Source organism: Trinickia symbiotica, from assembly GCF_002934455.1.
GTDB lineage: Bacteria > Pseudomonadota > Gammaproteobacteria > Burkholderiales > Burkholderiaceae > Trinickia > Trinickia symbiotica.
In genome coordinates this window covers 170,707-191,798 of sequence record NZ_PTIR01000011.1, presented here as the reverse complement: position 1 = coordinate 191,798, position 21,092 = coordinate 170,707, and the positions used below count along the sequence as shown (strand labels likewise).

At 64.1% G+C, this 21,092-nt stretch carries 19 protein-coding genes and 1 pseudogene; 11 read left to right on the top strand and 9 right to left on the bottom strand.

Annotated features, from left to right (window positions below; translation table 11 throughout):
- Positions 1 to 6 precede the first annotated feature (6 nt).
- Positions 7 to 162 (top strand): annotated as a pseudogene (locus B0G57_RS32365) (bestrophin family protein); the annotation flags it as partial.
- 216 nt (positions 163 to 378) lie between these two features.
- Here B0G57_RS32365 and B0G57_RS17350 read toward each other — a convergent pair.
- Both B0G57_RS17350 and B0G57_RS17345 read right to left on the bottom strand, forming a co-directional pair.
- Positions 379 to 1,392, bottom strand: coding sequence for a LysR family transcriptional regulator (locus B0G57_RS17350; protein WP_018444083.1), 1,014 nt, complete (start codon positions 1,390 to 1,392; stop codon positions 379 to 381).
- Between the two features lie 78 nt (positions 1,393 to 1,470).
- Positions 1,471 to 2,352, bottom strand: coding sequence for an RNA polymerase sigma-70 factor (locus B0G57_RS17345; RefSeq protein ID WP_018444084.1), 882 nt, complete (start codon positions 2,350 to 2,352; stop codon positions 1,471 to 1,473).
- Between the two features lie 187 nt (positions 2,353 to 2,539).
- On the opposite strand from B0G57_RS17345, the gene B0G57_RS17340 reads away from it, so the two are divergent.
- Both B0G57_RS17340 and acuI read left to right on the top strand, forming a co-directional pair.
- Entirely contained in the window at positions 2,540 to 3,307 is a 768-nt protein-coding gene (locus tag B0G57_RS17340; RefSeq protein ID WP_026230298.1) for an SDR family oxidoreductase, read from the top strand.
- A gap of 45 nt (positions 3,308 to 3,352) precedes the next feature.
- The gene (acuI, locus tag B0G57_RS17335; protein WP_026230299.1) at positions 3,353 to 4,336 is read left to right on the top strand and encodes an acrylyl-CoA reductase (NADPH); all 984 of its coding nucleotides are present in this window, start codon (positions 3,353 to 3,355) and stop codon (positions 4,334 to 4,336) included.
- Positions 4,337 to 4,371: 35 nt separating this feature from the next.
- Here acuI and B0G57_RS17330 read toward each other — a convergent pair whose 3' ends face one another.
- Positions 4,372 to 5,505 carry a lactonase family protein gene (locus B0G57_RS17330; RefSeq protein WP_018444088.1) on the bottom strand — a complete coding sequence of 378 codons (1,134 nt, stop codon included), beginning with the start codon at positions 5,503 to 5,505 and terminating at the stop codon, positions 4,372 to 4,374.
- A gap of 133 nt (positions 5,506 to 5,638) precedes the next feature.
- Here B0G57_RS17330 and B0G57_RS17325 point away from each other — a divergent pair, with 133 nt between their 5' ends.
- From B0G57_RS17325 to B0G57_RS17310, 4 genes are read left to right on the top strand one after another with little or no spacing between them, the layout of a single operon-like run.
- The gene (locus B0G57_RS17325; RefSeq protein WP_018444089.1) at positions 5,639 to 6,667 is read left to right on the top strand and encodes an ABC transporter substrate-binding protein; all 1,029 of its coding nucleotides are present in this window, start codon (positions 5,639 to 5,641) and stop codon (positions 6,665 to 6,667) included.
- Between the two features lie 20 nt (positions 6,668 to 6,687).
- Positions 6,688 to 8,184 carry an ATP-binding cassette domain-containing protein gene (locus B0G57_RS17320; protein ID WP_018444090.1) on the top strand — a complete coding sequence of 499 codons (1,497 nt, stop codon included), beginning with the start codon at positions 6,688 to 6,690 and terminating at the stop codon, positions 8,182 to 8,184.
- Positions 8,184 to 9,131, top strand: coding sequence for an ABC transporter permease (locus B0G57_RS17315; protein WP_018444091.1), 948 nt, complete (start codon positions 8,184 to 8,186; stop codon positions 9,129 to 9,131). The genes B0G57_RS17320 and B0G57_RS17315 overlap by 1 nt, the downstream gene beginning before the upstream one ends.
- Complete coding sequence (locus tag B0G57_RS17310) at positions 9,128 to 10,075, top strand: ABC transporter permease (RefSeq protein ID WP_018444092.1); 948 nt, start codon at positions 9,128 to 9,130, stop codon at positions 10,073 to 10,075. The genes B0G57_RS17315 and B0G57_RS17310 overlap by 4 nt, the downstream gene beginning before the upstream one ends.
- Before the next feature lies 1 nt (position 10,076).
- On the opposite strand, the gene B0G57_RS17305 is transcribed toward B0G57_RS17310, so the two are convergent.
- Entirely contained in the window at positions 10,077 to 11,555 is a 1,479-nt protein-coding gene (locus tag B0G57_RS17305; RefSeq protein ID WP_018444093.1) for a mannitol dehydrogenase family protein, read from the bottom strand.
- 70 nt (positions 11,556 to 11,625) lie between these two features.
- Between B0G57_RS17305 and manD the strand changes: the two genes are divergently transcribed.
- From manD to B0G57_RS17285, 4 genes are all read left to right on the top strand, one after another.
- On the top strand, positions 11,626 to 12,834 hold the full coding sequence (gene manD, locus B0G57_RS17300) for a D-mannonate dehydratase ManD (protein WP_020566584.1): 1,209 nt from the start codon (positions 11,626 to 11,628) through the stop codon (positions 12,832 to 12,834).
- A gap of 10 nt (positions 12,835 to 12,844) precedes the next feature.
- Positions 12,845 to 13,882: an L-idonate 5-dehydrogenase gene (locus B0G57_RS17295; protein WP_018444095.1), complete on the top strand. Its 1,038-nt coding sequence runs from the start codon at positions 12,845 to 12,847 to the stop codon at positions 13,880 to 13,882.
- Positions 13,883 to 13,965: 83 nt separating this feature from the next.
- Positions 13,966 to 15,258, top strand: coding sequence for an MFS transporter (locus tag B0G57_RS17290; RefSeq protein ID WP_026230302.1), 1,293 nt, complete (start codon positions 13,966 to 13,968; stop codon positions 15,256 to 15,258).
- Between the two features lie 79 nt (positions 15,259 to 15,337).
- On the top strand, positions 15,338 to 16,171 hold the full coding sequence (locus B0G57_RS17285; protein WP_018444097.1) for a GntR family transcriptional regulator: 834 nt from the start codon (positions 15,338 to 15,340) through the stop codon (positions 16,169 to 16,171).
- Between the two features lie 107 nt (positions 16,172 to 16,278).
- Here B0G57_RS17285 and B0G57_RS17280 read toward each other — a convergent pair whose 3' ends face one another.
- From B0G57_RS17280 to B0G57_RS17260, 5 genes are read right to left on the bottom strand one after another with little or no spacing between them, the layout of a single operon-like run.
- Positions 16,279 to 17,454: an NAD(P)/FAD-dependent oxidoreductase gene (locus B0G57_RS17280; protein ID WP_018444098.1), complete on the bottom strand. Its 1,176-nt coding sequence runs from the start codon at positions 17,452 to 17,454 to the stop codon at positions 16,279 to 16,281.
- Positions 17,451 to 18,833 carry an FAD/NAD(P)-dependent oxidoreductase gene (locus B0G57_RS17275; RefSeq protein WP_018444099.1) on the bottom strand — a complete coding sequence of 461 codons (1,383 nt, stop codon included), beginning with the start codon at positions 18,831 to 18,833 and terminating at the stop codon, positions 17,451 to 17,453. The genes B0G57_RS17280 and B0G57_RS17275 overlap by 4 nt, the downstream gene beginning before the upstream one ends.
- Entirely contained in the window at positions 18,820 to 19,167 is a 348-nt protein-coding gene (locus B0G57_RS17270) for a (2Fe-2S)-binding protein (RefSeq protein ID WP_018444100.1), read from the bottom strand. The genes B0G57_RS17275 and B0G57_RS17270 overlap by 14 nt, the downstream gene beginning before the upstream one ends.
- On the bottom strand, positions 19,157 to 20,290 hold the full coding sequence (locus tag B0G57_RS17265; protein ID WP_018444101.1) for an NAD(P)/FAD-dependent oxidoreductase: 1,134 nt from the start codon (positions 20,288 to 20,290) through the stop codon (positions 19,157 to 19,159). The genes B0G57_RS17270 and B0G57_RS17265 overlap by 11 nt, the downstream gene beginning before the upstream one ends.
- A 7-nt stretch (positions 20,291 to 20,297) precedes the next feature.
- On the bottom strand, positions 20,298 to 21,092 hold the full coding sequence (locus B0G57_RS17260) for an ABC transporter permease (RefSeq protein WP_026230304.1): 795 nt from the start codon (positions 21,090 to 21,092) through the stop codon (positions 20,298 to 20,300).

The following is a 21,092-nucleotide window of genomic DNA, read 5'->3' as shown; positions in this document are numbered from 1 at the left end:
ATCGACATGCACCTTGGCAAATCCTATAGGTTGTCCGAGTTCCTGGTCTGGACGCGGCGGCAAATCTACGCGCTCGTCATTTGTGGCTCGATACCCGTCATCCTGTTCAAGTTCTGCGCGATGACCTGGCTATCGGTGCCGTTGACGATCGTTGTACTAATCCGTTCGAGGGTGGGGCCAACGATGTGCCAATTTCGACGATGTGCGCCTTGATCGAGCGTGACCTCCGATCGATGCTGGGTGAGACGCACGAGGATCCGGCGCTGGAGACTATTGCGCTATAAAGGCGACCAGCTCACGGTTGGCTGCGCGATTTCCAGCTCGGCGCGACATCTCATCGTCGAGTTTCGGTCCATCGAGTCGCGAATCGCCGGAATATCAGGCAGCCGACTCCTGCTCAATCGACTGCAATGTAGTCGTTGCGGTAGGACGCTGAAGGTCGAGCGCCCTTGTATGCTCGGTCATATAGTCGATGAACACGCGGATGCGGGCGGGAAGCAGCTTGCGACTCAGATAGCATAAGTAGTGACCGCCATCGTCGGGTGCATGTCGCATCAGGCAGCTGACGAGGCGTCCGTCACGCAGAAGATCGCGCACCTGATAGGCGGGCAACTGCGCAAGTCCTAGTCCGTCGAGCGCCGCCTGCACGACCAGATCGGGATCGTTGAATGTATGGCTCGCAATGGGCTGGCGCCGCTGCGGCAGACCGTCGACTTTGAATTCCCACTCTTTGACGCGGCCGGACGCCATCAATAGGTTGATGCACCGATGCCCGTCCAAGTCGCCAATGTGGCGCGGCAATCCGTAGAGGTGCGCATAGGCAGGCGACGCGCAAACAATCATCTGCATCGGAATGAGCCGGCGTGCAACGATGCCGCTGTCTTCGATGCGTCCGTCGCGAAAAGACACATCGACGCGATCGGCGGCGAAGTCCGCAGGCCGGTCGTTCAGCAATAGTTCCAGAGAGATCTCGGGATATCGCGCGTGAAAGCCCCGCAAAAGCGGCGCGACGATTTTACGGCCAAAGCCCGGCGTCGAGGCGATGCGCAGATGGCCCCGGGGCGGCCCATTGCGCAGCTCCCGCATATCTTCTAGGGCTTGTGCGATGCGAGCCAGACCCGGCTGGCAGTTTTCATAGAAAAGCTCGCCCTCACGCGTCAATGAGGTGCTGCGCGTCGTGCGTACGAAAAGGCGCGCATCTAGCTGCGCCTCGAGTTTCTGCACGTTGCGACTAACGGACGAGCGGCCGATGCCGAGGCGGTCGCCGGCGCGGGCAAAGCTGCCTTCGTTGGCGACGGCCAGGAATGATATGACGCCGGCGTAACTGGTCGCAAAGGTGCTTGCCAGCGGATCGTCGATGCCGCTCGGGAGGCGCGATGAGTAGTCTGACATGGAAGCGGAGTCGTAAAGTGCCTGCTTCCTAGACGTATTGGCACGATCGTCTGTGACGCGATACGTGAAAATTTTTTGTCAACCATTGCCGTGCGCGGCCGCGATGCGTGCGAGCTTATCGGGGTTGCGCTGAATTTGCACGGCAACGATGCGAGCCCCGTCGGTTTCGAACGACTGTGCCGATTCGAGTCGGCCTTCAATAAAGCGCAGCAGCGCCCACTGACCGTTGAGCAGTACCAGCTCGTGGTGCAATTGACTGCCAAAGCGCAGCGAGGACGCGTAGAAAAGTTGCGCGATGCGTCGACCGCCCACCAACGGTTTCGGGAAGCTCTGAACTTTGCCGCCGCCATCGCCGAGCAAAATGGCGTCTTCGGAAAGAAACGCGTTGATCGAGGGGAAGTCGCCGCGCTCGAGTGCCTGCACGAACGCCTGCAAGAGGCGCTGATGTGTTTCGCGACCAATCGCGTAGCGTGGCCGCTCGTCGCGCAGTTGTGCTTTTGCACGGCTGACCAGTTGACGGCACGCCGCTTCGCTCTTGCCGATCGCCTGCGCCACTTCCGCGTAGTCGGCGTCGAAGACCTCGCGCAGCAGGAAGGCGGCGCGCGCCTCGGGCGTCAGCCGCTCAAGCAGCAACAGAAAAGCCACGGAGACATCGTCGGCACGTTCTTTCGCCTCTTCCGGGGTAGTCGGCGAGCCCGTCATTTCGGGCTCGGGCAACCAGATGCCAGCGTAGTGTTCGCGTTGGACCTTGGCGGCGCGCAGGCGGTCGATGGATATCCGTGTGGTGACCGAAACCAGCCATGCCTCAGCGTTGTCGATCGCTTCCCGGTCCGCTGTGTGCCAACGCAGCCAGACGTCCTGCACGATATCCTCGGCCTCGGCGACAGACCCGAGCATTCGATAAGCAATTTTCTGCAATCGTGGGCGGAGCCCGTTGAAGACGAGTGCGTCATCATCCATGTGAGGTCCGTACGGCTCGCGAAAACGGAGGTGGGTGGATGGAAGGAGATTCTCTCATCGTTGATGCAGGTTTGCTGCCGTCCGGCAAATCGACCCGCATCGTGCGCGCGGCGCGGCTGCCGGCTTCGCAACAGCCGATCGAGTACCATGTTAGAGGTTGCGTCGACGCATAAGAGGAGAGAACGGCATGACAGATGGAGCGGGAAGGTCAGCAAGAACAGCGATCGTGACGGGCGCGGGAAGCGGGATCGGTCGAGCCGCGGCGATCGCACTGCTGAAAGATGGATGGAACGTCGCGCTGCTTGGGCGCCGCATCGAGCCGCTCAACGAAGTGGCCGACGATCCAGCCTTCGCCGGGCGTGCGTTCGCCTATTCATGCGACGTGGCGGATGCCCGCGCCGTCGAGCAGGCCTTTGCCACGATCGTCCAACGATTCGGCCGGCTCGATCTTCTTTTTAACAATGCCGGCGTGTCGAACCCGCCCGGGCCGTTCGAGGACTGGACCCCCGAGCAATGGCGCACGGTGGTCGACGTCAATCTGAATGGCATGTTCTACTGCATTCAGCAGGCATTCCGTGTCATGCGTTCGCAGCGGCCGATGGGCGGGCGCATCATCAACAATGGCTCGATTTCGGCCAGTGCACCGCGGCCGAATTCGATCGCCTATACGGCCACCAAGCATGCGGTGAAAGGCATGACGAAGTCCGCGTCGCTCGATGGCCGCAAGTATGACATCGCAGTCGGCCAGATCGATGTTGGAAACGCGCGCACGCCGCTCGCCTCGCGAATGGAAAAAGGCGTTCCGCAAGCGAACGGCGAGATTGCGGCCGAGCCGCTGATCGACGTGGACATCGTCGGCCAATCGGTGCTCTATATGGCCAATCTGCCGCTCGAAGCGAATGTGCTCTTTCATACTGTCATGGCCACGAAGATGCCGTTCGTCGGGAGAGGGTAGGCCAAGGCCGATGCGTCGTTTCCGTCCAACGAAATGGAGGCGCTCATGTTCAATGCAATTCTCGTCGACAAGAAAGACGATCGTTATGAAGCTGAATTGGTGTCGCTCGACGAATCCCGTCTTCCGCCCGGCGACGTCCTCGTCAATATCGCCTACAGCACGCTGAACTACAAGGATGCGCTTGCGATTACGGGGAAAGGGGCGGTGGTTCGCGGCTTTCCGATGGTCCCGGGCATCGATCTGGCCGGCACGGTCGAGCGCAGCGATCATCCGGCGTTCGCCGCGGGCGACCAGGTATTGCTGAACGGATGGGGCATCGGCGAACAGCATTGGGGTGGGCTCGCGCAAAAGGCGCGCGTGAGCGGCGAATGGCTGACACCGTTGCCGAAAGGGCTTTCGCTGCAACAGACGATGGCGATCGGTACTGCCGGATACACGGCAATGCTCTGCATCATGGCGCTCGAGCGTCATGGGCTCAAGCCGCCGCAGGGCGACGTGCTCGTCACCGGTGCGAACGGCGGCGTGGGCAGCATGGCGATCGCGCTGCTCGCAAAGCTCGGGTACCGCGTCGTCGCATCGACAGGGCGTCTTCAGGAGTCCGACTATCTGCACGGGCTCGGCGCGGCTGAGATCGTCGATCGCAATACGCTTTCCGAACCGGGACGTCCGCTCCAGAAGGAACGTTGGGCTGCGGCCATCGATTCGGTCGGCAGCCATACACTGGCCAATGTCTGCGCGAGCCTACGGGCGAACGGCGCCGTTGCGGCATGCGGGCTTGCGCAAGGGCTCGATCTTCCCGCGACCGTCGCGCCGTTCATTTTGCGCGGCGTAAGCCTGCTCGGCGTCAACAGCGTTTACCGCTCCGCGGCGGAACGCGCCGAAGCATGGCGGCGCCTTGCGCGCGACCTCGATGCCGCATCGCTCGACGCAATGACGAGAACGATTGGGCTGACCGAGGCGGTCGATGCCGCCGGCGAGCTATTGAAAGGCGCGGTGAGAGGGCGCCTAGTTGTCGACGTCAGTCGCTGAAGCTCGAGCGTGCGGGGTCACGGCGATGTCGCTTATTATTTCGGGCGGAACGTCGCCGCCTGGACGCACATCGGCGTGCCGACGTGCACGCTATCGGCTTGCTCCAGCGGAATTCCCGTGTGCGGATCGAGGCGCCACGATGCGATTAGATCGCTGTCTTGATTCGCCACGAACAAGAATTTGCCGGACGGCGATAGCGCGATGCTTCGCGGCGTCTTGCCGCCACTCGGGCTAGCCGATGCACCGACGATCCGCCCGCTACCTTCCTCGAGCGCATAGGTGATCACGCTGTCATCTCCGCGCAAGCTTGCGTATAGCTGGCGACCGTTCGCCGACGCGACGAGGCCGGCGGCAAAGCTTGGCATCGCACCGGCGGGCAGCATGTCCGTGCGGTCGAGCCATCGCAACTCGCCCATATCGCGGTCATATGCGAGCCGATCGATGGCATTCGCCAGTTCGCAGATCACATAGGCGAGCGCTCCGTTCGGATGAAAGGTCAGATGGCGTGGTCCCGAGCCAGGCGCCAACTTCAACGGGGCGGTATTCGCAGGACCGAGCGCGCGGCGGGGCTGGTCGAGAGCATAGGTCGTCAACTCATCGGTGCCGAGGTCGGCCACGATGACGAACCGGTTATCGGGGCTCGGCACGGCACAATGCGCATGCGGGACGGATTGTCGGTCGTCATGTGGCCCGCGACCCTCATGAGTGAACTCGCTCGTCACGGACGTCAGCGTGCCATCGGCAAGAATCGAAAAACTCGCGATATGCCGCCTCGGCTCGTCGTCGGTTCGCTCTCGCGCATAGTTGGCGACCAGGGCGACTTCACCGCGGGCGTCCGTCGCACACCAAGCCGTCAATCTGCCGCGCGTACGCTGCCTTTCTCCGACGAGCGTCAAGGCCCCGTTTGCCGCATCGATCCGCAACGCGCTGATGAAGCCTTCCGGCGAATCAATAAGCTCGCTCGTCGCATAGAGCATCGTTCTCTCCTGGACGACGGCGAGGTAGGTCGGATTGTCGACGTTGGTGAATTCGGCGAGAAAAGACAGCCGTCCTGAGGTCTCGTCTAACGAGAACATGGCAATTCCGTTTCCGTTCGCAGTTGCGAAATGCGGAATCGGTCGATTCAGGCAGCCTGCGAATACCAATGTGCGGTCTGTGCGGTCGTTCATCGTCGTTCGCTCCCAAGGCGGCAGCCTCGAACGTCCATTATCGCGCTTGCTGGAAAACACCTACTTGTATGGTAGTAGGTCATGACATACGATGCAATGAGCGTAATCGACCAACAAAAGAGAGGAGACGGCGGTGGCCAACAGAACATCCATCACGCGGCTCGCCGGCATCACGCTGTTTGCATTGAGCGTGGTCGCCAGCGCGAATGTAGCGACAGGCGACACGTCGAAAGCAAAGATCGCGCTCTCGAATAGCTATGCCGGCAATACATTCAGGCAGCAGCAGTTGAAAATCTGGGCGCAAGTGGCGGGGCAGGCGAAGAAAGCGGGCCTCATCGCGGACGCACCGGCGTTCACAACAGCCGAGAATCAGGCGACGGAGCAGGCCCAGCAAATCCAGAACCTCGTACTGCAAGGCTACAAGGCGATCGTGATCAACGCGGCATCGCCGACGGCGCTCAACGGCGCGATCAAGCAAGCATGCGCGGCCGGCGTCGTCGTCGTATCGTTCGACGGCATCGTCACCGAGCCGTGTGCCTATCGCATCGAGGCCGATTTTCATAAGATGGGCGCCGAGGAAGTCGACTTTCTTGCGAAGAAGCTCGGCGGCAAGGGCAATCTGCTCGAAGTCCGCGGGTTGGCCGGTGTTTCGGTCGACGACGAGATTCATCAGGGCATCGTCGACGAGCTCAAGCAATATCCGGGTATGAAAATCGTCGGCTCGGTCTATGGTCAATGGACGCAGACGGTCGCGCAAAAGGAAGTGGCGGGCATCCTGCCGTCGCTGCCGCCGATCGACGGCGTCGTGACGCAGGGAGGCGACGGATATGGTGTTGCTCAGGCATTTCGTGCCGCAGGCCGCAAGATTCCGACGATCATTCTCGGCAATCGTCAGGAAGAGCTCGCATGGTGGCAACAGCAGGGTATCGACAGCTATCAGACGATGTCGATCGCGGCCGATCCGGGTTCGTCGAGCTTTGCGTTCTGGGCCGCCCAGCAGATTCTCGCCGGTAACAAGCTGCCGCACGAGATGTCGTTGCCGACGCTTACCGTGACCTCGGACTCGCTCGCGAAAGTCTTGCCGAAGACGGCGCCCGGTACGGTTGCGAGCAACGTCTTCACGCGCGAGCAGGTTATCGATATGGTTCAAGGTAAAAAATAAGCGGGCGAATTGCCGATCCGATGAGCCATTCCGAAACCGCGGCCCTTTCCGCGGCGCGCGAGGCGCCTCCCCCCATTCCGTTACTTTGCGTGCGCGGCGTCGACGTGACGTTTGGCCCGGTGCGTGCCCTCCAGCGCGTCGACTTCGAGTTCGCCGTCGGCGAATGTGTCGCCGTGGCGGGTCACAACGGCGCCGGCAAGTCCACGCTGATGTCGGTACTTTCGGGGGCGCGACGTCCCGATGCCGGCACGATCGAGGTTGCCGGCCAGCGGTTCGACGGCGGCTTCGATGCGCGCGAGGCGCGCGCCATCGGTATTCGCTGCGTCTTCCAGGAGCTTTCGCTCTGCCCGAACTTGACGATCGAAGAAAATATGCGCGCCGTGCATCCGCAATTGAGGCACTTCGGCTGGCGGCGGCGGGCGCGCGCGATCATCGAAGATCAGCTCGATGCGATCTTTCCCGGGCATGGGTTGCGCGGCACCGACGTTGTCGGCGACCTCACGCTCGCACAACAACAGATGGTCGAAATTGCGCGCGGCTTCGCATCGGTCGACGCGCCCGTGCGTCTCGTCATACTCGATGAGCCGACGTCGAGTCTCGATCGCTATACGGCGGACCAATTGCTCGCATTCATCGGGCGTTGCGCGCAGGCGGGCGTGACCTGCATCCTGATCACGCATATGCTCGAGGAAATGCTCCGATCGGCGCATCGCGTCATGGTGATGCGCGACGGCAAGGTCGTCTCGACGCTCGATGCGGCTCATTTGCAAAAGGAAGCCATCATTCGCGCGATGGGGCAGTTCACGGACGAGACCGCTTCGACGACGCAGCGCGCGCAGACGTCGCAGGCCGGCGAGTCGGCCTTTCGCTGGAACGTCGGCCCGCGACGGCGCACCGTCATCGAAGCGCGCCGCGGAGCGATCGTCGGTCTCGCCGGCCTCGCGGGCCAAGGGCAGACGCTCGCGCTGCACGATATCTACGTCGAGTCGCGCAAACGCGGCTCGAACATACGCGTCGCATTCGTCGCCGGAGACCGGCGCGCCGATGGCGTGTTCATCGACTGGACCATCGCCGAGAACCTCGATATCCGCTCGCTCTACAACCGCGACAGCCGAATCTGGCTCAATCGCGCAGCGTTGCGCGATCTCTTCGATCGATGGGCAAAGCGAATCGACATTCGTGGCGCCGCGCCGACCGACAACATCCTTGCATTGAGCGGCGGCAATCAGCAAAAGGTGCTATTCGCGCGTGCGCTCGCCTCGGATGCGGAGCTCGTGTTGATGGACGACCCGACGCGCGGTGTCGACATCGGGACGAAGCTCGAAATTTATCGCCTGCTGCAAGCCGAAGCGGCGAAAGGGCGAACGTTCGTCTGGTACACGACGGAGAACGACGAGTTTGCGTACTGCGAGCGCGTCTATGTCTTTCGCGGCGGTGATGTCACGCGCGTGCTCGACGCGAGCGAATGCACGGAGCAGGCGTTGCTCGCGGCGAGTTTCGAGGAGGCGCGATCATGATGGGGTTCGCGAGGGCCGGTATGCGTCGGGCGGAACGGCGCGCCATGCTGCCGGCCGTATCGCTCGCCGCGGTGTTGGTTCCGATGTTCGTTGTCCAGCCGAACACGCTCAGCTACTTCGGGATGTCGATGTTGCTGAATCTCGGTGTGCCGATCGTCTTCGCAACGCTGGCGCAGCTAGCGGTCATCACCGCCAACGAGCTCGATCTGTCGATCGGCTCGTTCGTGAGCCTCGTGACCTGCATCGGCGCGACGCTGCTCGATCGCTCTCCGTGGCTCGGCTGGACGGCGCTCGCGGGTTGCGTCGCGCTCTACGCGCTCGTCGGTGCGCTGGTGGAATCGCGGCGCATTTCATCGGTGGTCGTGACGCTGGGATTGTCCTTCGTCTGGAACGGGCTCGCGGTCTTGCTGCTGCCGTCGCCGGGCGGCACGAGCCCGGTCTGGCTCTCGACGCTGATGGGGCTGCAGGCGCCGTACGTTCCCGCGCCGCTCATCTGGAGCGCCGCGATCGCGCTCGTGGCCCACTGCTTGTTGATGCGCTCCCCAGCCGGCGTCGCATTGCGCGGCGTCGGCGGCAATCCCGAGGCGATGCGTCGATGCGGGTGGTCGGTCGTGCGTGCCAAGGCGATTCTCTTCGGCTGCGCGGGCATGCTTGGCATCTGCTCTGGGCTCGCGCTGCTCGGTCTCACCACTTCGGCCGACGCGAACATCGCCTTGCGCTATACGCTGCTCTCGGTTGCCGGCGTGATTCTCGGCGGCGGCGAGTTCGTCGGCGGACGCGTGTCCGTGATCGGAGCCGTGCTAGGAGCGGTCACGCTCACACTCGCTTCGTCGTTCCTCGCATTTCTGCAGATTGCGCCGGAATGGCAGATCGGTTTTCAGGGGCTCATTCTGATCGCCGTTCTCTCGTTGAGACTCGTATTCCGCCGCAAGCGAGGCCGCCGATGAAAAGCGTGCTTGCCATTCGCGAGCGGCCTTGGTTCTGGTCGGTCGGCGGTGCCGTGCTCGTAGGCCTGGCCGCCTCGCTTGCATTCGGTCCGCGGACGGCCGGCAACATGTTGTCGGCCGCGTCCGCATTCGTCGTTTTCAGCGTGCTCGTCGGTCTCGGGCAGATGCTCGTCGTGACGAGCGGCCCAGGCAACATCGATCTGTCGATTCCGGCCACGATCGCGCTCGCGGGCAGCGTGGCGATGCACGTGATGGCGCGCAACGACGCGGCGATTCCTGTCGGCGTTGCAGTCACTGTCGCGACGGGCGTCGCCGTCGGGTCGTTCAACTATCTGCTCATTCGCCTGCTGCGGATTCCACCCATCATCGCGACGCTCTCGTCGAGCTTCGTGCTTCAATCGATCGCGATCAGCCTCGGGCACGGGAGCGCGGCGCCGCCCCCCGCGTTGGAAAATTTCGCGCTCGGACATTGGCTCGGCATCTCGACGCTCGCCTTCGTCGCGCTCGCACTGACGATCGCGACAGGCATCGTGCTCTTCAGGCTCGTGCAAGGACGCAGCTTGTCGGCGGTCGGGCAGAACGGGCGGGCCGCGCATCTTGCCGGCGTGCGCGTCGAACGCGTGCGCTTCGCGACTTATGTCGCCTGCTCGGTTCTGGTGGCACTCAGCGCGCTGCTGCTTGCGGGCTTTTCGGGTGGAGCGACGCTCGATATGGGCGCCGACTACATGCTGCTGTCCGTCGCTGTGGTCGTGATCGGCGGCACGCAAGTATCAGGTGGCCGCGCCAGCCCGACCGGCGTATGGGGCGCAGCCTGTTTCCTCTTCCTCGTGAACGCGCTGTTGAACGCCAGCGGTGCGGGAGCGGGCGTGCGCGCAATCATCTATGGGCTGCTGATCATCGCCGTGACGGCGGTGGCGGGTGGGGCGAGGGCGCTGCGGTCCTGACTCATGCGTATGCGGCGATCGCGTGCAATGTGCCTTTGCGAAGCGCTTGCAACGCTTCGACGAGCGTCTGCCGCAAGGACGCGCTGCGCGCCAGCTCGGTCGGAAACACTTCGTGAACGTCGAGCAGCACCCGAACCAGCGCGTCGGGCGATCCGCCCGCCGAGGCCGCGAGCGATTGCAATCGGTCGGCAAGCGGGTCATGAATTTCGTAAGGCACGCCGGCGTCGGTGCGGCCAAGCAGAAACTGCATCCATGCCGCAACGGCGAAAGCGAGGCGCGAAAACGATTGCCGCGTCGCGATTCGCTTGGAAAGCGTGCCGAGAAGCCGTAGCGGAATTTTCTGGCTGCCGTCCATCGCGATCTGCGCGCAGCGATGCTTGAGAGCGGGATTCGCATAGCGCTCGAGCAACGCGTCGCGATAGGCGAAAAGGTCGAACGATAGCGGCACGTTCAGCGTCGGCGCGATTTCGGAGGTCATCAGCGCGTGAATGAGACGATGCATGTCAGGGTTTGCGATGGCCGCGTCGACGGTCTCGATGCCGGCGAGCATCGACAAATACGCGATGGTCGAGTGCGTCGCATTGAGCATGCGGAGCTTCGCGAGTTCGAACGGCGTCACATCGCCGACCAGTTGCGCGCCTACGCGGTCCCACGCCGGACGGCCCGCCGGAAAGTGGTCCTCGACGACCCATTGGCGGAACGGCTCACAGGCGACGGGGGCTCGATCCTCGTAACCCAGCGCCGCGCGCGCGGAGACCAAATCGGCTGCGGTTGTCGCGGGCACGATGCGGTCGACCATCGTGGAGGGGAACGCGACATGCGTTTCGATCCAGTCCGCCAAGCCAGGGTCGACGGCCCGTGCGAAAGAGCAGACGACGCGCCGCAGCGCGGCCCCATTGTGTGCGAGGTTGTCGCACGACAGTACGGTAAGCGGATTGCCGCTGTCGCGTCGCATGCGCAAGGCGGCCGTGAGAATGCCCGGCACAGTGACGGGCCTTTCGGGGTAGGCGAGATCATGCATGACGCCGGGGTGGCCGAAGTCGGCGTCGCCGGCTTTCGCGTCTCGGCAGTAACCTTTTTCCGTCACGGTCAGAGAAACGATTCGGACGTGCGGGTCGGCGAGGCGCGCGAACAGCGCGGCGCGATCGTGCGGCATGGCGAGGACTTCGCGCAGCGCGCGCACCACCGTCACGCGCTCGCCTTCCATTCCCCGCTCGACGATGCTGTAAAGGCCATCCTGCGCCATGAGCGCATCGCGTTTCGCGACGTCGCCCTGCAACGTGACGCCGCAAATGCCCCAGTCGCCGCCCGCGGCGATCATGGCCTCCTCGGTGAAAAGCGCTTGATGCGCGCGATGGAAGTTCCCGATGCCGAGGTGAACGATGCCGATGCGCGGTTCGCGCCAGGCGGGCGACAGCAGATGCGAGCGAAGCTCCGGTAAAACGCTGCGCGCGAGACGGGGCGGCGTGAATCGGTTCATGATTCCTCTCAGAGCTTCCTGTTGATATACTTGTATGGTAGCATGGGTCGATCCAAACGAGGATGCGCACATGAAGATCATTCGAGCGGACGTGATCGTCACCTGTCCCGGCCGCAATTTTGTCACGCTGAAAATCGAGACCGACGAAGGCGTGTACGGCATTGGCGACGCCACGCTCAACGGACGCGAGCTTGCGGTCGCCTCGTACCTGCGCGATCACGTCTCGCCGACGCTGATCGGGCGCGATGCGACTCGCATCGAGGACATCTGGCAATACCTTTACAAGGGCGCCTACTGGCGCCGCGGGCCCGTCACGATGACGGCGATCGCCGCGGTCGACATGGCCCTCTGGGACATCATGGGCAAAAGAGCGGGCTTGCCGCTCTACAAGCTGCTGGGTGGAGCATCACGCGACGCTGTGATGGTCTATGGCCATGCAACGGGGCGTGACATTCCCGAGGCGCTCGATCGCTATGCGCAGCATATCGAAGCGGGATACAAGGCGGTGCGCATTCAGTGCGGCGTGCCGAATATGCGTTCGGTCTATGGCGTATCGAAAGGCTCGGACAAGTACGAGCCCGCGAAGAAGGGGATCGTCGATGAAGAAAGTTGGTCGTCGGAGAAATACCTGGACTTCATTCCGAAGCTCTTCGACGCCGTGCGAGATCGATTCGGCTTCGAGACGCATCTGCTGCACGACGTTCACCATCGACTGACGCCGATCGAAGCGGCGCGCCTTGGCAAATCGGTCGAGCCGTACCGTCTCTTCTGGCTCGAAGATCCGACGCCTGCCGAGAACCAGGCCGGTTTCCGCCTGATTCGCGAGCATACGGTGACGCCGATCGCGGTGGGCGAAGTATTCAATTCGATTTGGGACTGCAAGCAACTGATCGAAGAGCAGTTGATCGACTATTTGCGCGCGACGCTCACGCATGCAGGCGGCATTACGCATTTGCGGCGCATGGCCGATTTTGCGTCGCTCTATCAAGTGCGAACAGGGTGTCACGGGCCGTCGGACCTGTCGCCTGTCTGCATGGGGGCGGCGTTGCATTTCGATCTGTGGGTGCCGAACTTTGGCATACAGGAATACATGGGTTATCCCGAAGCGGCGCTCGACGTGTTTCCACATGCGTGGCGCTTCGAGAACGGCATGATGCATCCCGGCGAGGCGCCGGGGCACGGAGTGGACATCGACGAAGCGCTGGCCGCGCGCTATCCCTATGAGCCGGCCTATCTGCCCGTTGCCCGTCTCGAAGACGGCACGCTCTGGAACTGGTAAGGAGTCCTCTATGTTCGCCGCTGTCCTTCACGAACCGAAGCTGATCCGAATCGACGACGTCGAACCGCCAGAGCCCGGGCCTGGGCAGGTGCGCGTGCGTGTGCGCGCGGGCGGCATCTGCGGCTCCGATCTCTCCTATTACTTCAAAGGCCGAAGCGGTGATTTCACGGTGCGCGAACCTTTCGTGCTCGGGCATGAGGCGGCCGGCGAAATTGACTGCACGGGTGAAGGCGTGACGGGTCTCGTCAAGGGCCGGCGCGTGGCGGTGAACCCGGGCCTTGCCTGCGGCGTGTGCCGCTATTGCCGCGCGGGCATGTCGAACCACTGTCTCGACATGCGGTTCATGGGCAGCGCCTCCACGTTTCCGCATACGCAAGGCATGTTTCGTCAGCAGATCGTGGTTTCCGCTTCCCAGTGCGTGCCGCTGCCCGATAGCGTCGACTTCGCGCAGGCCTCGATGGCGGAGCCCGTGGCGGTCGCGCTGCATGCCGTCAAGCAGGCCGGTTCTCTCGTCGGCGCGCGGGTACTCGTGATCGGCTGCGGCCCGATCGGGTGTCTCCTCGTCGCCGTCGCGCGGCGCGCCGGTGCGCATCGCATCGTCGCCGTCGATCTGTCGGACCATGCGCTCGGAACGGCACGCCAGGTCGGCGCGGACGACGTCGTCAATGCGGCCGATACCGCGGCAATCGGCCGCTGGGCCGAAGCGCGCGGATTCTTCGACGTCGCGATCGAAGCATCGGGCAGTCCCGCCGGCCTCGATACGGCGTTGCGATCGGTGCGCGCCGGCGGTACGGTCGTGCAGGTCGGCAACCTGCCGGCGGGCCCGTCGCCTGTGCCGGCGAATCTCGTCATGTCGAAGGAAATCCGTTATGTCGGCTCGTTTCGTTTCGCCGATGAGTACGCGATCGCAGCCGAGGAAATCGCGGCGGGCAGGATCGATTTGCGTCCGCTGATGACACACGCCTTCTCGCTTGCGGAAGCGAACCGTGCCTTCGAAATTGCCCACGATCGCTCGCAATCGATGAAGGTGCATCTGCGCTTCGAATGAGCGATGTGGCGCACGGACGCCCCACTACGCGCTTTCTCTTTCGTACAACGCCCGTCAAGAGGCGAACTTCAGGAGACATGTTCATGATCAGGAGCCAGCGTTGGTTCGTCGTCGCGCTGTTTTTTCTGGCCGGCATCATCAATTACCTCGACCGCGCCGCGCTGTCGATTGCCGCGCCGCTGATTCAGAAGGATCTTCATTTTTCCCACGCCGAACTGGGCATCGTATTCAGCAGTTTTTTCCTCGGCTATGCGGTCTTCAACTTCGTTGGCGGCGTGCTGTCGGACAAGCTCGGCGCGAAACGGGTATTCGGTGCCGCGATGGGCGTCTGGTCGGTTTTCTGCGGCGCAACGGCGCTCGCCACGGGGATCGTCTCACTCATCGTTCTTCGTGTGCTGTTCGGTATGGGGGAGGGACCGTTCAGTTCGTCGAACAGCAAGATGGTCAACAACTGGTTTCCACGCCGGGAAGTGGCGAGCGCAATCGGTGTCATCAGTTCCGGAACGCCGCTTGGCGGTGCGCTGGCGGGGCCGGTGGTCGGTTACCTGGCAATGCGATTCGGCTGGCGCTGGGCATTCGTCGGCATCATGCTGCTCGGCCTCGCGTGGCTCGTGCTGTGGGTCACGACGACCACCGAGCATCCGCACGACCATCCGCGCATCACACGCGAAGAAAGGGAGTTGATCGTCGCCGATCAAGCCGGGGGTGACGCCGGGCAGTCGACATCCGGCAGCGAGCGCCCGGCGCTCATCGGCCTTTTGCGGCAGCCGCTCGTGCTCGCGACGGCGTTCGCGTTCTTCGCTTACAACTATGTGCTGTTTTTCTTTCTATCCTGGTTTCCGACCTACCTGACCGAAGCTCAGCATCTGAGCCTGCGCGACATGAGCTTCGCGACGGTCGTGCCCTGGCTCTTCGGCAGTGTCGGCCTCGCGGCGGGCGGCTTCGTCTCCGATGCGATACTGCGCGTCACGGGCAGGCCGCTTTTCTCGCGCAAGCTCGTGCTCGGTGTCTGTCTCAGCGCCGCGGCAGCGTGCGTGGCGCTCGCCGGCCGCGTCGTGAGCGCGGAGGCAGCCGTCGCATCGATGTCCGTTTCGATCTTTTTTCTCTACGCGACGGGCTCCATCTACTGGGCCGTCATCCAGGACACGGTGCCGCGCGCGCATGTCGGGGGCGTGGGGGGCTTCGTCCACTTCCTGGCCAACCTGGCGGGCGTCATCGGCCCCGCTGTCACGGGCTTTATCGTCGAAGCAACGCACGGCGCGTATGGCAGTGCATTCGTCCTCGCTGGAGCCGTGGCGGTGCTCGGCGCCATCTGCTCGATCGTCGGAATACGTGAACCCCGGCGAGCGGCCGTCAGCGTAGAAGGGGCATGGTAGTATGGTGAAGGCCGGCCACGCCCGTCGGATGGCCGACCGTCAATCTTCAGAAGTGCCCCTCGCGGGGCCATCGAATCGCATGAAAGCCGCTCCCGAATCGGATGTCGTTTCCGTCGACGCGCCGCCGTCGCGCGTCTCCGTCCCCCGTGCCCGGCGGCGCGTGGGCCCGGCCGTCGCGACACGCAGCGCGCTGCCCGATCTGGCGAGCCAGGTTTCACTCGACTCGCACGAGCCGATCAGCAGGCAGATTTTCCGCGCGCTGCGTCAGGCCATCTTCATCGGGCAGATGACGCCGGGCACGCCGCTCTCGGAAAAGGAAGTCTCCGAGATGTTCCATGTCTCGCGTCAGCCGGTGCGCGAGGCGTTCATCAAGCTCGTGGAGGCGGGGGTGCTGCAGGTGTTGCCTCAGCGCGGCACGCTCGTGAAGAAGATCTCGCCGAGAAAAGTCAGAGAAGGCCGCTTCATTCGTGAGGCCATCGAAACGGCGGTGGTGCGCAAGGCGGCCGAATCGATCACCCATGCGCAGCTGCAGCTGCTGGCCGAAAACATTCGCGAGCAAAAGCTCGCGGCGAATCTCAACGATACGGCGGCCTTCCTTGCCCTCGACGAGGCGTTCCATTATTCGATCGCTCAATCGATCGACTGTATCGCCGCGTGGGAAACGATACAGGACATCAAGGCGCAAATGGATCGCGTCCGGTACCTGAGCCTCGCCGATGTGTCGCCGCTCGATCTTCTGATTCGGCAGCATGCAAAGATTCTTGCCGGTCTGCGTGCGCACGACCCGGTCGCGGCCGAGGAGGCGATGCGCCGGCACTTGCGGGAAATCCTCGTGTCACTGGGGCCGGTCGCGGCGCGCAATCCCGATTGGTTCGAGGCGGACGAGCCTGAACGCGTGCCGCTTTCGTCGTAACCCGCGACGACGGCGCTAACCGCTAAACGTCTGCGCCGCCGCCACGCCGTCAAAGCGCAGCGGTCGCGCATGATTCGCGTCGCACGGGAGTCGATCAGGACTCCTTCTCAATGCGCGACGGGAACGGTAGGCGCGATGGCACGCTGCACGAAGCGCTCAATCGCGAACGGTTCGATCGGCAGCGTACTGCGGCCGGCCGTGATCAACTCCGCGACGATCCGTCCTACCACCGGTCCCAGCTCGAAGCCGTGCGCGGAAAAGCCGAATGCATGCACGGCCTTCGGCGCGGTCCGGCTCGGACCGATCACAGGGATACCGTCGGGCATGAAGCCTTCGATCCCGGCCCACGTGCGATTGATGCCGACGTCACGCAAATGCGGAAAAAGGTCGAGCGCCGTGCGGGCGTTCGATGCGAGCTGCGCGAAGTCCACCTCACCCGCGCGCGACGGCATGTCGACGCGGCCGCGCACGCCGCCGCCGATGAGCACCGTTCCGTTGTCGAACTGCTTGAACGACAGCGGCCGGCCCGTTGCCCCGACGACGGGAGAGCAGAAAGGTGGCACGCGATGCGTGATCGTCAGCAGCAGCGCCACGGGTTCTTCGGGCACGGGCTCGCCGATCTGGCGGGCGAATTCGCCGGCCCATGCGCCCGCTGCGTTGACCACATATTCCGCGGTGAAGCGACCGTTTTTCGCGTCGATCGCCCAATGCTCGCCCATCCGCTCGACCGCGGTTACGCGGGCGTCTTCGTGCACGATGACGCCGAGCCGCTCGGCCGCGCGACGAAATGCCGTGACCGTGCGAAACGGCAGGGCGTGACCATCGTCAGCCACCCAGATGCCGCCGGTGACATGCGGCGCGACGGCCGGCAGCAAATCTCGAACGGTCGCCGCATCGACGAGCGTTTCATGCGTGAAGCCGCGCTGATGAAGATCGGCCACGCGTGCGCGCAGTGTCTCGAGCTCGGCTTCCGACTCGGCAACTTTCAATTGACCGCTCGGCATGAAGCCGCCGCTATCGTCGACGAGCTCGGGCAATCGATGCCAGAGCGCGCGCGATTCCAGGGCGAGCGGGATTTCGGCGATGTGGCGCCCGAGCGTGCGCACGCCGCCTGCGTTCACGCCCGACGCGTGACGTCCGCAATATTCGGCTTCGAGCACGGTCACGCGAGCGCCCGCTCGCGCGAGATGCACGGCACTCGAGAGTCCATGAAGGCCGCCGCCTATTACGACGACATCGGCACCCGAGTGCGACGGATTCGCGCTTGCGCTTGCGAGGCTCATGACTCGCGCGCCAGTTCGCCGAGCGTGATCGGCTTGATGGGCGGCCGAATCCGGTAGTAGCCGACTTCAGCTGGCGATACACCGCGCGCTTCGGCGATGACCTCCGTTACCGTCAGCCCGCAAAGGCGCCCCTGGCATGGGCCCATGCCGCAGCGGCCGAACGACTTTGCCTGATTGGGACCCGTGCAGCCGAGCCGTACATGATCGCGCAGCGTTCCGGCCGTGACTTCCTCGCATCGGCAGACGAGCACGTCGTCGGACGGAACGCGGTTTTGCTGCTTGGGACGATAGAGAGCGTCGAGGAACGGGCGTATCCGAAGATGCGCGGCGAGTTGACGTCTAACCGGCGTCGCATGACGGTCGCGCTCGGCTTGGTCGATCCGTCCAACGGCGCAGGCCGCGGCGAGCCCCGCGAGCTCGCCGAAGAGCGCCGCGGCAGTCGCGCCGCCAATTCCCGCGCCATCGCCCGCGACTTGAATGCCGGGCACGCTGAGTTCGCCCCATTCGTCGGCGAGCGGCACGAAGCAGAGTTGCGCATCGTCCCAGCGGTGCTTTGCGCGCAGCGCCCACGTGAACTGCGTGTTCGGCACGACGCCTTGATGCAGCAGCACGAGTGGTGTCTCGATGCGCTGACGGCCGCGCGCGTCGACGAAACGAATCGCCCGCACGGCGTCATCGCCCTCGATCGAAAGCGACGTGGCGCCTTCATGAAACGGCACACCCGCGCGCCGCAGCGCGCGCATCATCGCGAGTCCCTTCTTCAGATAGCGCCAGCCGGCGAGCGCTCCGCCGAGATGGCCGAGCGCCCGGCGCTTGTCGGACGCATCCGTCGTATCGACGATCGCGCGCACCGGCACGCCGGCCCGAACGTACTGCCAGCCGAGGAGATAGAGCAGGGGGCCGCAACCGGCGAGCACGACGGGCTCGGCAGGAACCGTATCGGCGGTCTTCAGCAGAATCTGCGCGGCACCGACCGTCAAGACGCCGGGCAGCGTCCATCCTGGGACGGGGAACGGGCGCTCCATCGCACCGGTACAGAGAATCACGCGTTTTGCCTTGAACGAACCGACGCGACCGTCGCGAAGGTAGTGAACGGTTCGCTCCGGCGTGACCTGCCAGACGGCCGCATTGCCGATATGTCGCGCTGACGAGCGCTGGAACGCTTCGACGATGATGCGTCCCGCGGCATAGTCGGGACCGAGGATATCAAGGCGCTTCTCGGGCGCGCCGCCGACGCCGCGATAGATTTGCCCGCCCGGCGCGGCTTGCTCATCGAGGAGCACGACCGACGCGCCCAGTTTCGCGGCTCGGGTCGCGGCGGCCATGCCGGCCGGGCCGCCGCCGACGATGGCGATATCGACGAGTTCAGGATTGTCCATGCGCGTCCTCCGTCCCAACGGTAAAGAGCGTGCGTGCGCGTTCCTGCGTCCGAATTTGCATGCCGTCGCGGACTTCGATGAGACAGGCCTGCCGGTTCGGCTCGCCGTCGATCTCCATCAGGCACTCGAAGCAGACGCCCATCATGCAATAGGGCGCCCGGGGCGCCCCGCTCACGGGCGTGCCGCGAAAGCGTACGAGACCGGCTGCAAGGAGCGCCGCGGCGACGCTGCAACCCGACGGCACCGAGATCGGAGCGCCGTCGAGCTCTACCGTGACGTGTGGCACGCCGTCGCCGTTCGGCGCGAGCCGGGTGAAAAGGCTGCTAGTGGGCATGATGGGTGGTCCATTCCGAATGCAAGAAGCGGTCGCCCGCAAAGACATCGATTTCCTCGGGCGCCTCGGCGCCGGCGATCCAGGGAGCGAGGCGCAGCGCGTGCGCCGCGGCGAGCGTGACGCCGCTGTGACATGTTGCGACGAAAGCGCCACGATAAGTTGAGGACTCCTGATAGATCGGAAAGCCATCGGGGCTCATCACACGCAGCGCGCTCCAAGCGCGCACCAGGCGCAGGCCCTCGAGCACGGGAAAGCTGCGGATGCCGCGCCGCGCGATCGTCGCGAGCACGCTCGTCGTCGTCGTATCGTCGAAGCCGACGTCTTCCATCGAATCGCCGAGCTGGATCGTCCCCTCGTCGGTCTGGCGCACGTAGGTCGTCGGGTAGTCGAGGAACGGCGCCACGCGTTCGCCGACGAGAACCTGCCCGCGATTTGGCCGCACGGGCGCATGAAGGCCGAGCGAAGGCGCGAGCCGCGCATTGCCGAGTCCTGCCGCGAGCACGACCTTCGGGGCTTTCCAGCTGCGGCCGGCGCCGCGCACGACGAACGCGCTGCCTGTCGCCTCGACGTCATCGACGTGCTGATTGCGATACCACTGGACACCGCGTGCTTCACACGCGCCGTATAGCGCGCGCAAGAGCTTGAGCGGATTCACATGACCGTCCATCGGCGTGTAGCTTGCGCCGTACACCTCCGGGCCGATCGCGGGCAGCCGCGCTTTCAGTGCGTCGTGGCCGAGCATTTCGAACGGATAGGGCTCGTCGAGCCGATCGCGCAGCCAGGCGAGCCGCGTCTCGCGTTCGATGGCCTCGCTCTGGGAATGAACGAAGTGAAAGCCGCCGGGCTGCTCGAGTTCGACGTCGACACCCGATTCCTTCTTCAGCGCCGCCGCGAGCCGCGGCCAAAGTCGGGCGGAGCTCATCGTCCATCGTGCATATTCGGGCAAGCCATACCCTTTGCCTTGCACCCAGACGAGCCCGAAATTGCCGCGAGAGGCGCGAAATGCATCGTCGCCTTCGTCCAGTACCGCGACGCGCGCGCCGTTGCCCGCGAGGCCATATGAAATGGCCATGCCGACGAGGCCACCGCCGATCACGATCACATCGGGTTCAACTGTTGTCATCGAGCATTCAACCTTTGCCGATCAGGACGCGATCGAGCCCCACGATGCGGTCGAGCGCCATCATCAGCAGGACCGTGCCGACGATTAGCACGGTGGAAATGGAAGTCACGAGAGGATCGATGTTCTGAGCGATATCGTTGTACATCGCGACGGGCAGCGTGGTGGTGCCCGGCGTGGCGACAAATATCGTCATCGTCAGTTCGTCGAAACTCTGAATGAAGGAAAGAATCCAGCCGCCGGCCACGCCGGGCAGCAGCATCGGCAGCACCACGCGGCGAAAAGCCGTGAGCCGGCCGGCGCCGAGCGAGCGCGCCGCGCGCTCACCGTCGCGGTCGAGCCCGGCTGCCGCGGCGAGCACGAGGCGCAGCGCATAGGGCATGACCACGATGACATGGATCAGTGCGAGCCAGAAGAACGAGCCGGTCAAGCCCGCCATCGTGAAGAAACGCAGGAACGCGACGCCGAGCACGACGTACGGGATCATCAGCGGCGAGAGGAAGAAGCCCATCAACGCGCCGCGCCCGGCGAACCGGTAGCGCGTGAGCGCGAGCGCCGCCGGCACGGCGAGCGCGACGGCGACGGTGGCCGAAACGGCGCCCAGGCGGATCGAAAGCCAGAATGCGGTAATGAAGTCGTCGGCTTGCGCCAGTGCCCTGAACCAGCGCAGCGAAAGCCCGCCGCTCGGCAGCGAGATATACCCTTTTCCCGTGAACGAGACCGCCACCACGACGACGAGCGGCGCAAGCATGAACGCGATGAAGAGCGTGTGATAAGCGAGCGAGAAGAAGCCGTTCTTGCGCAT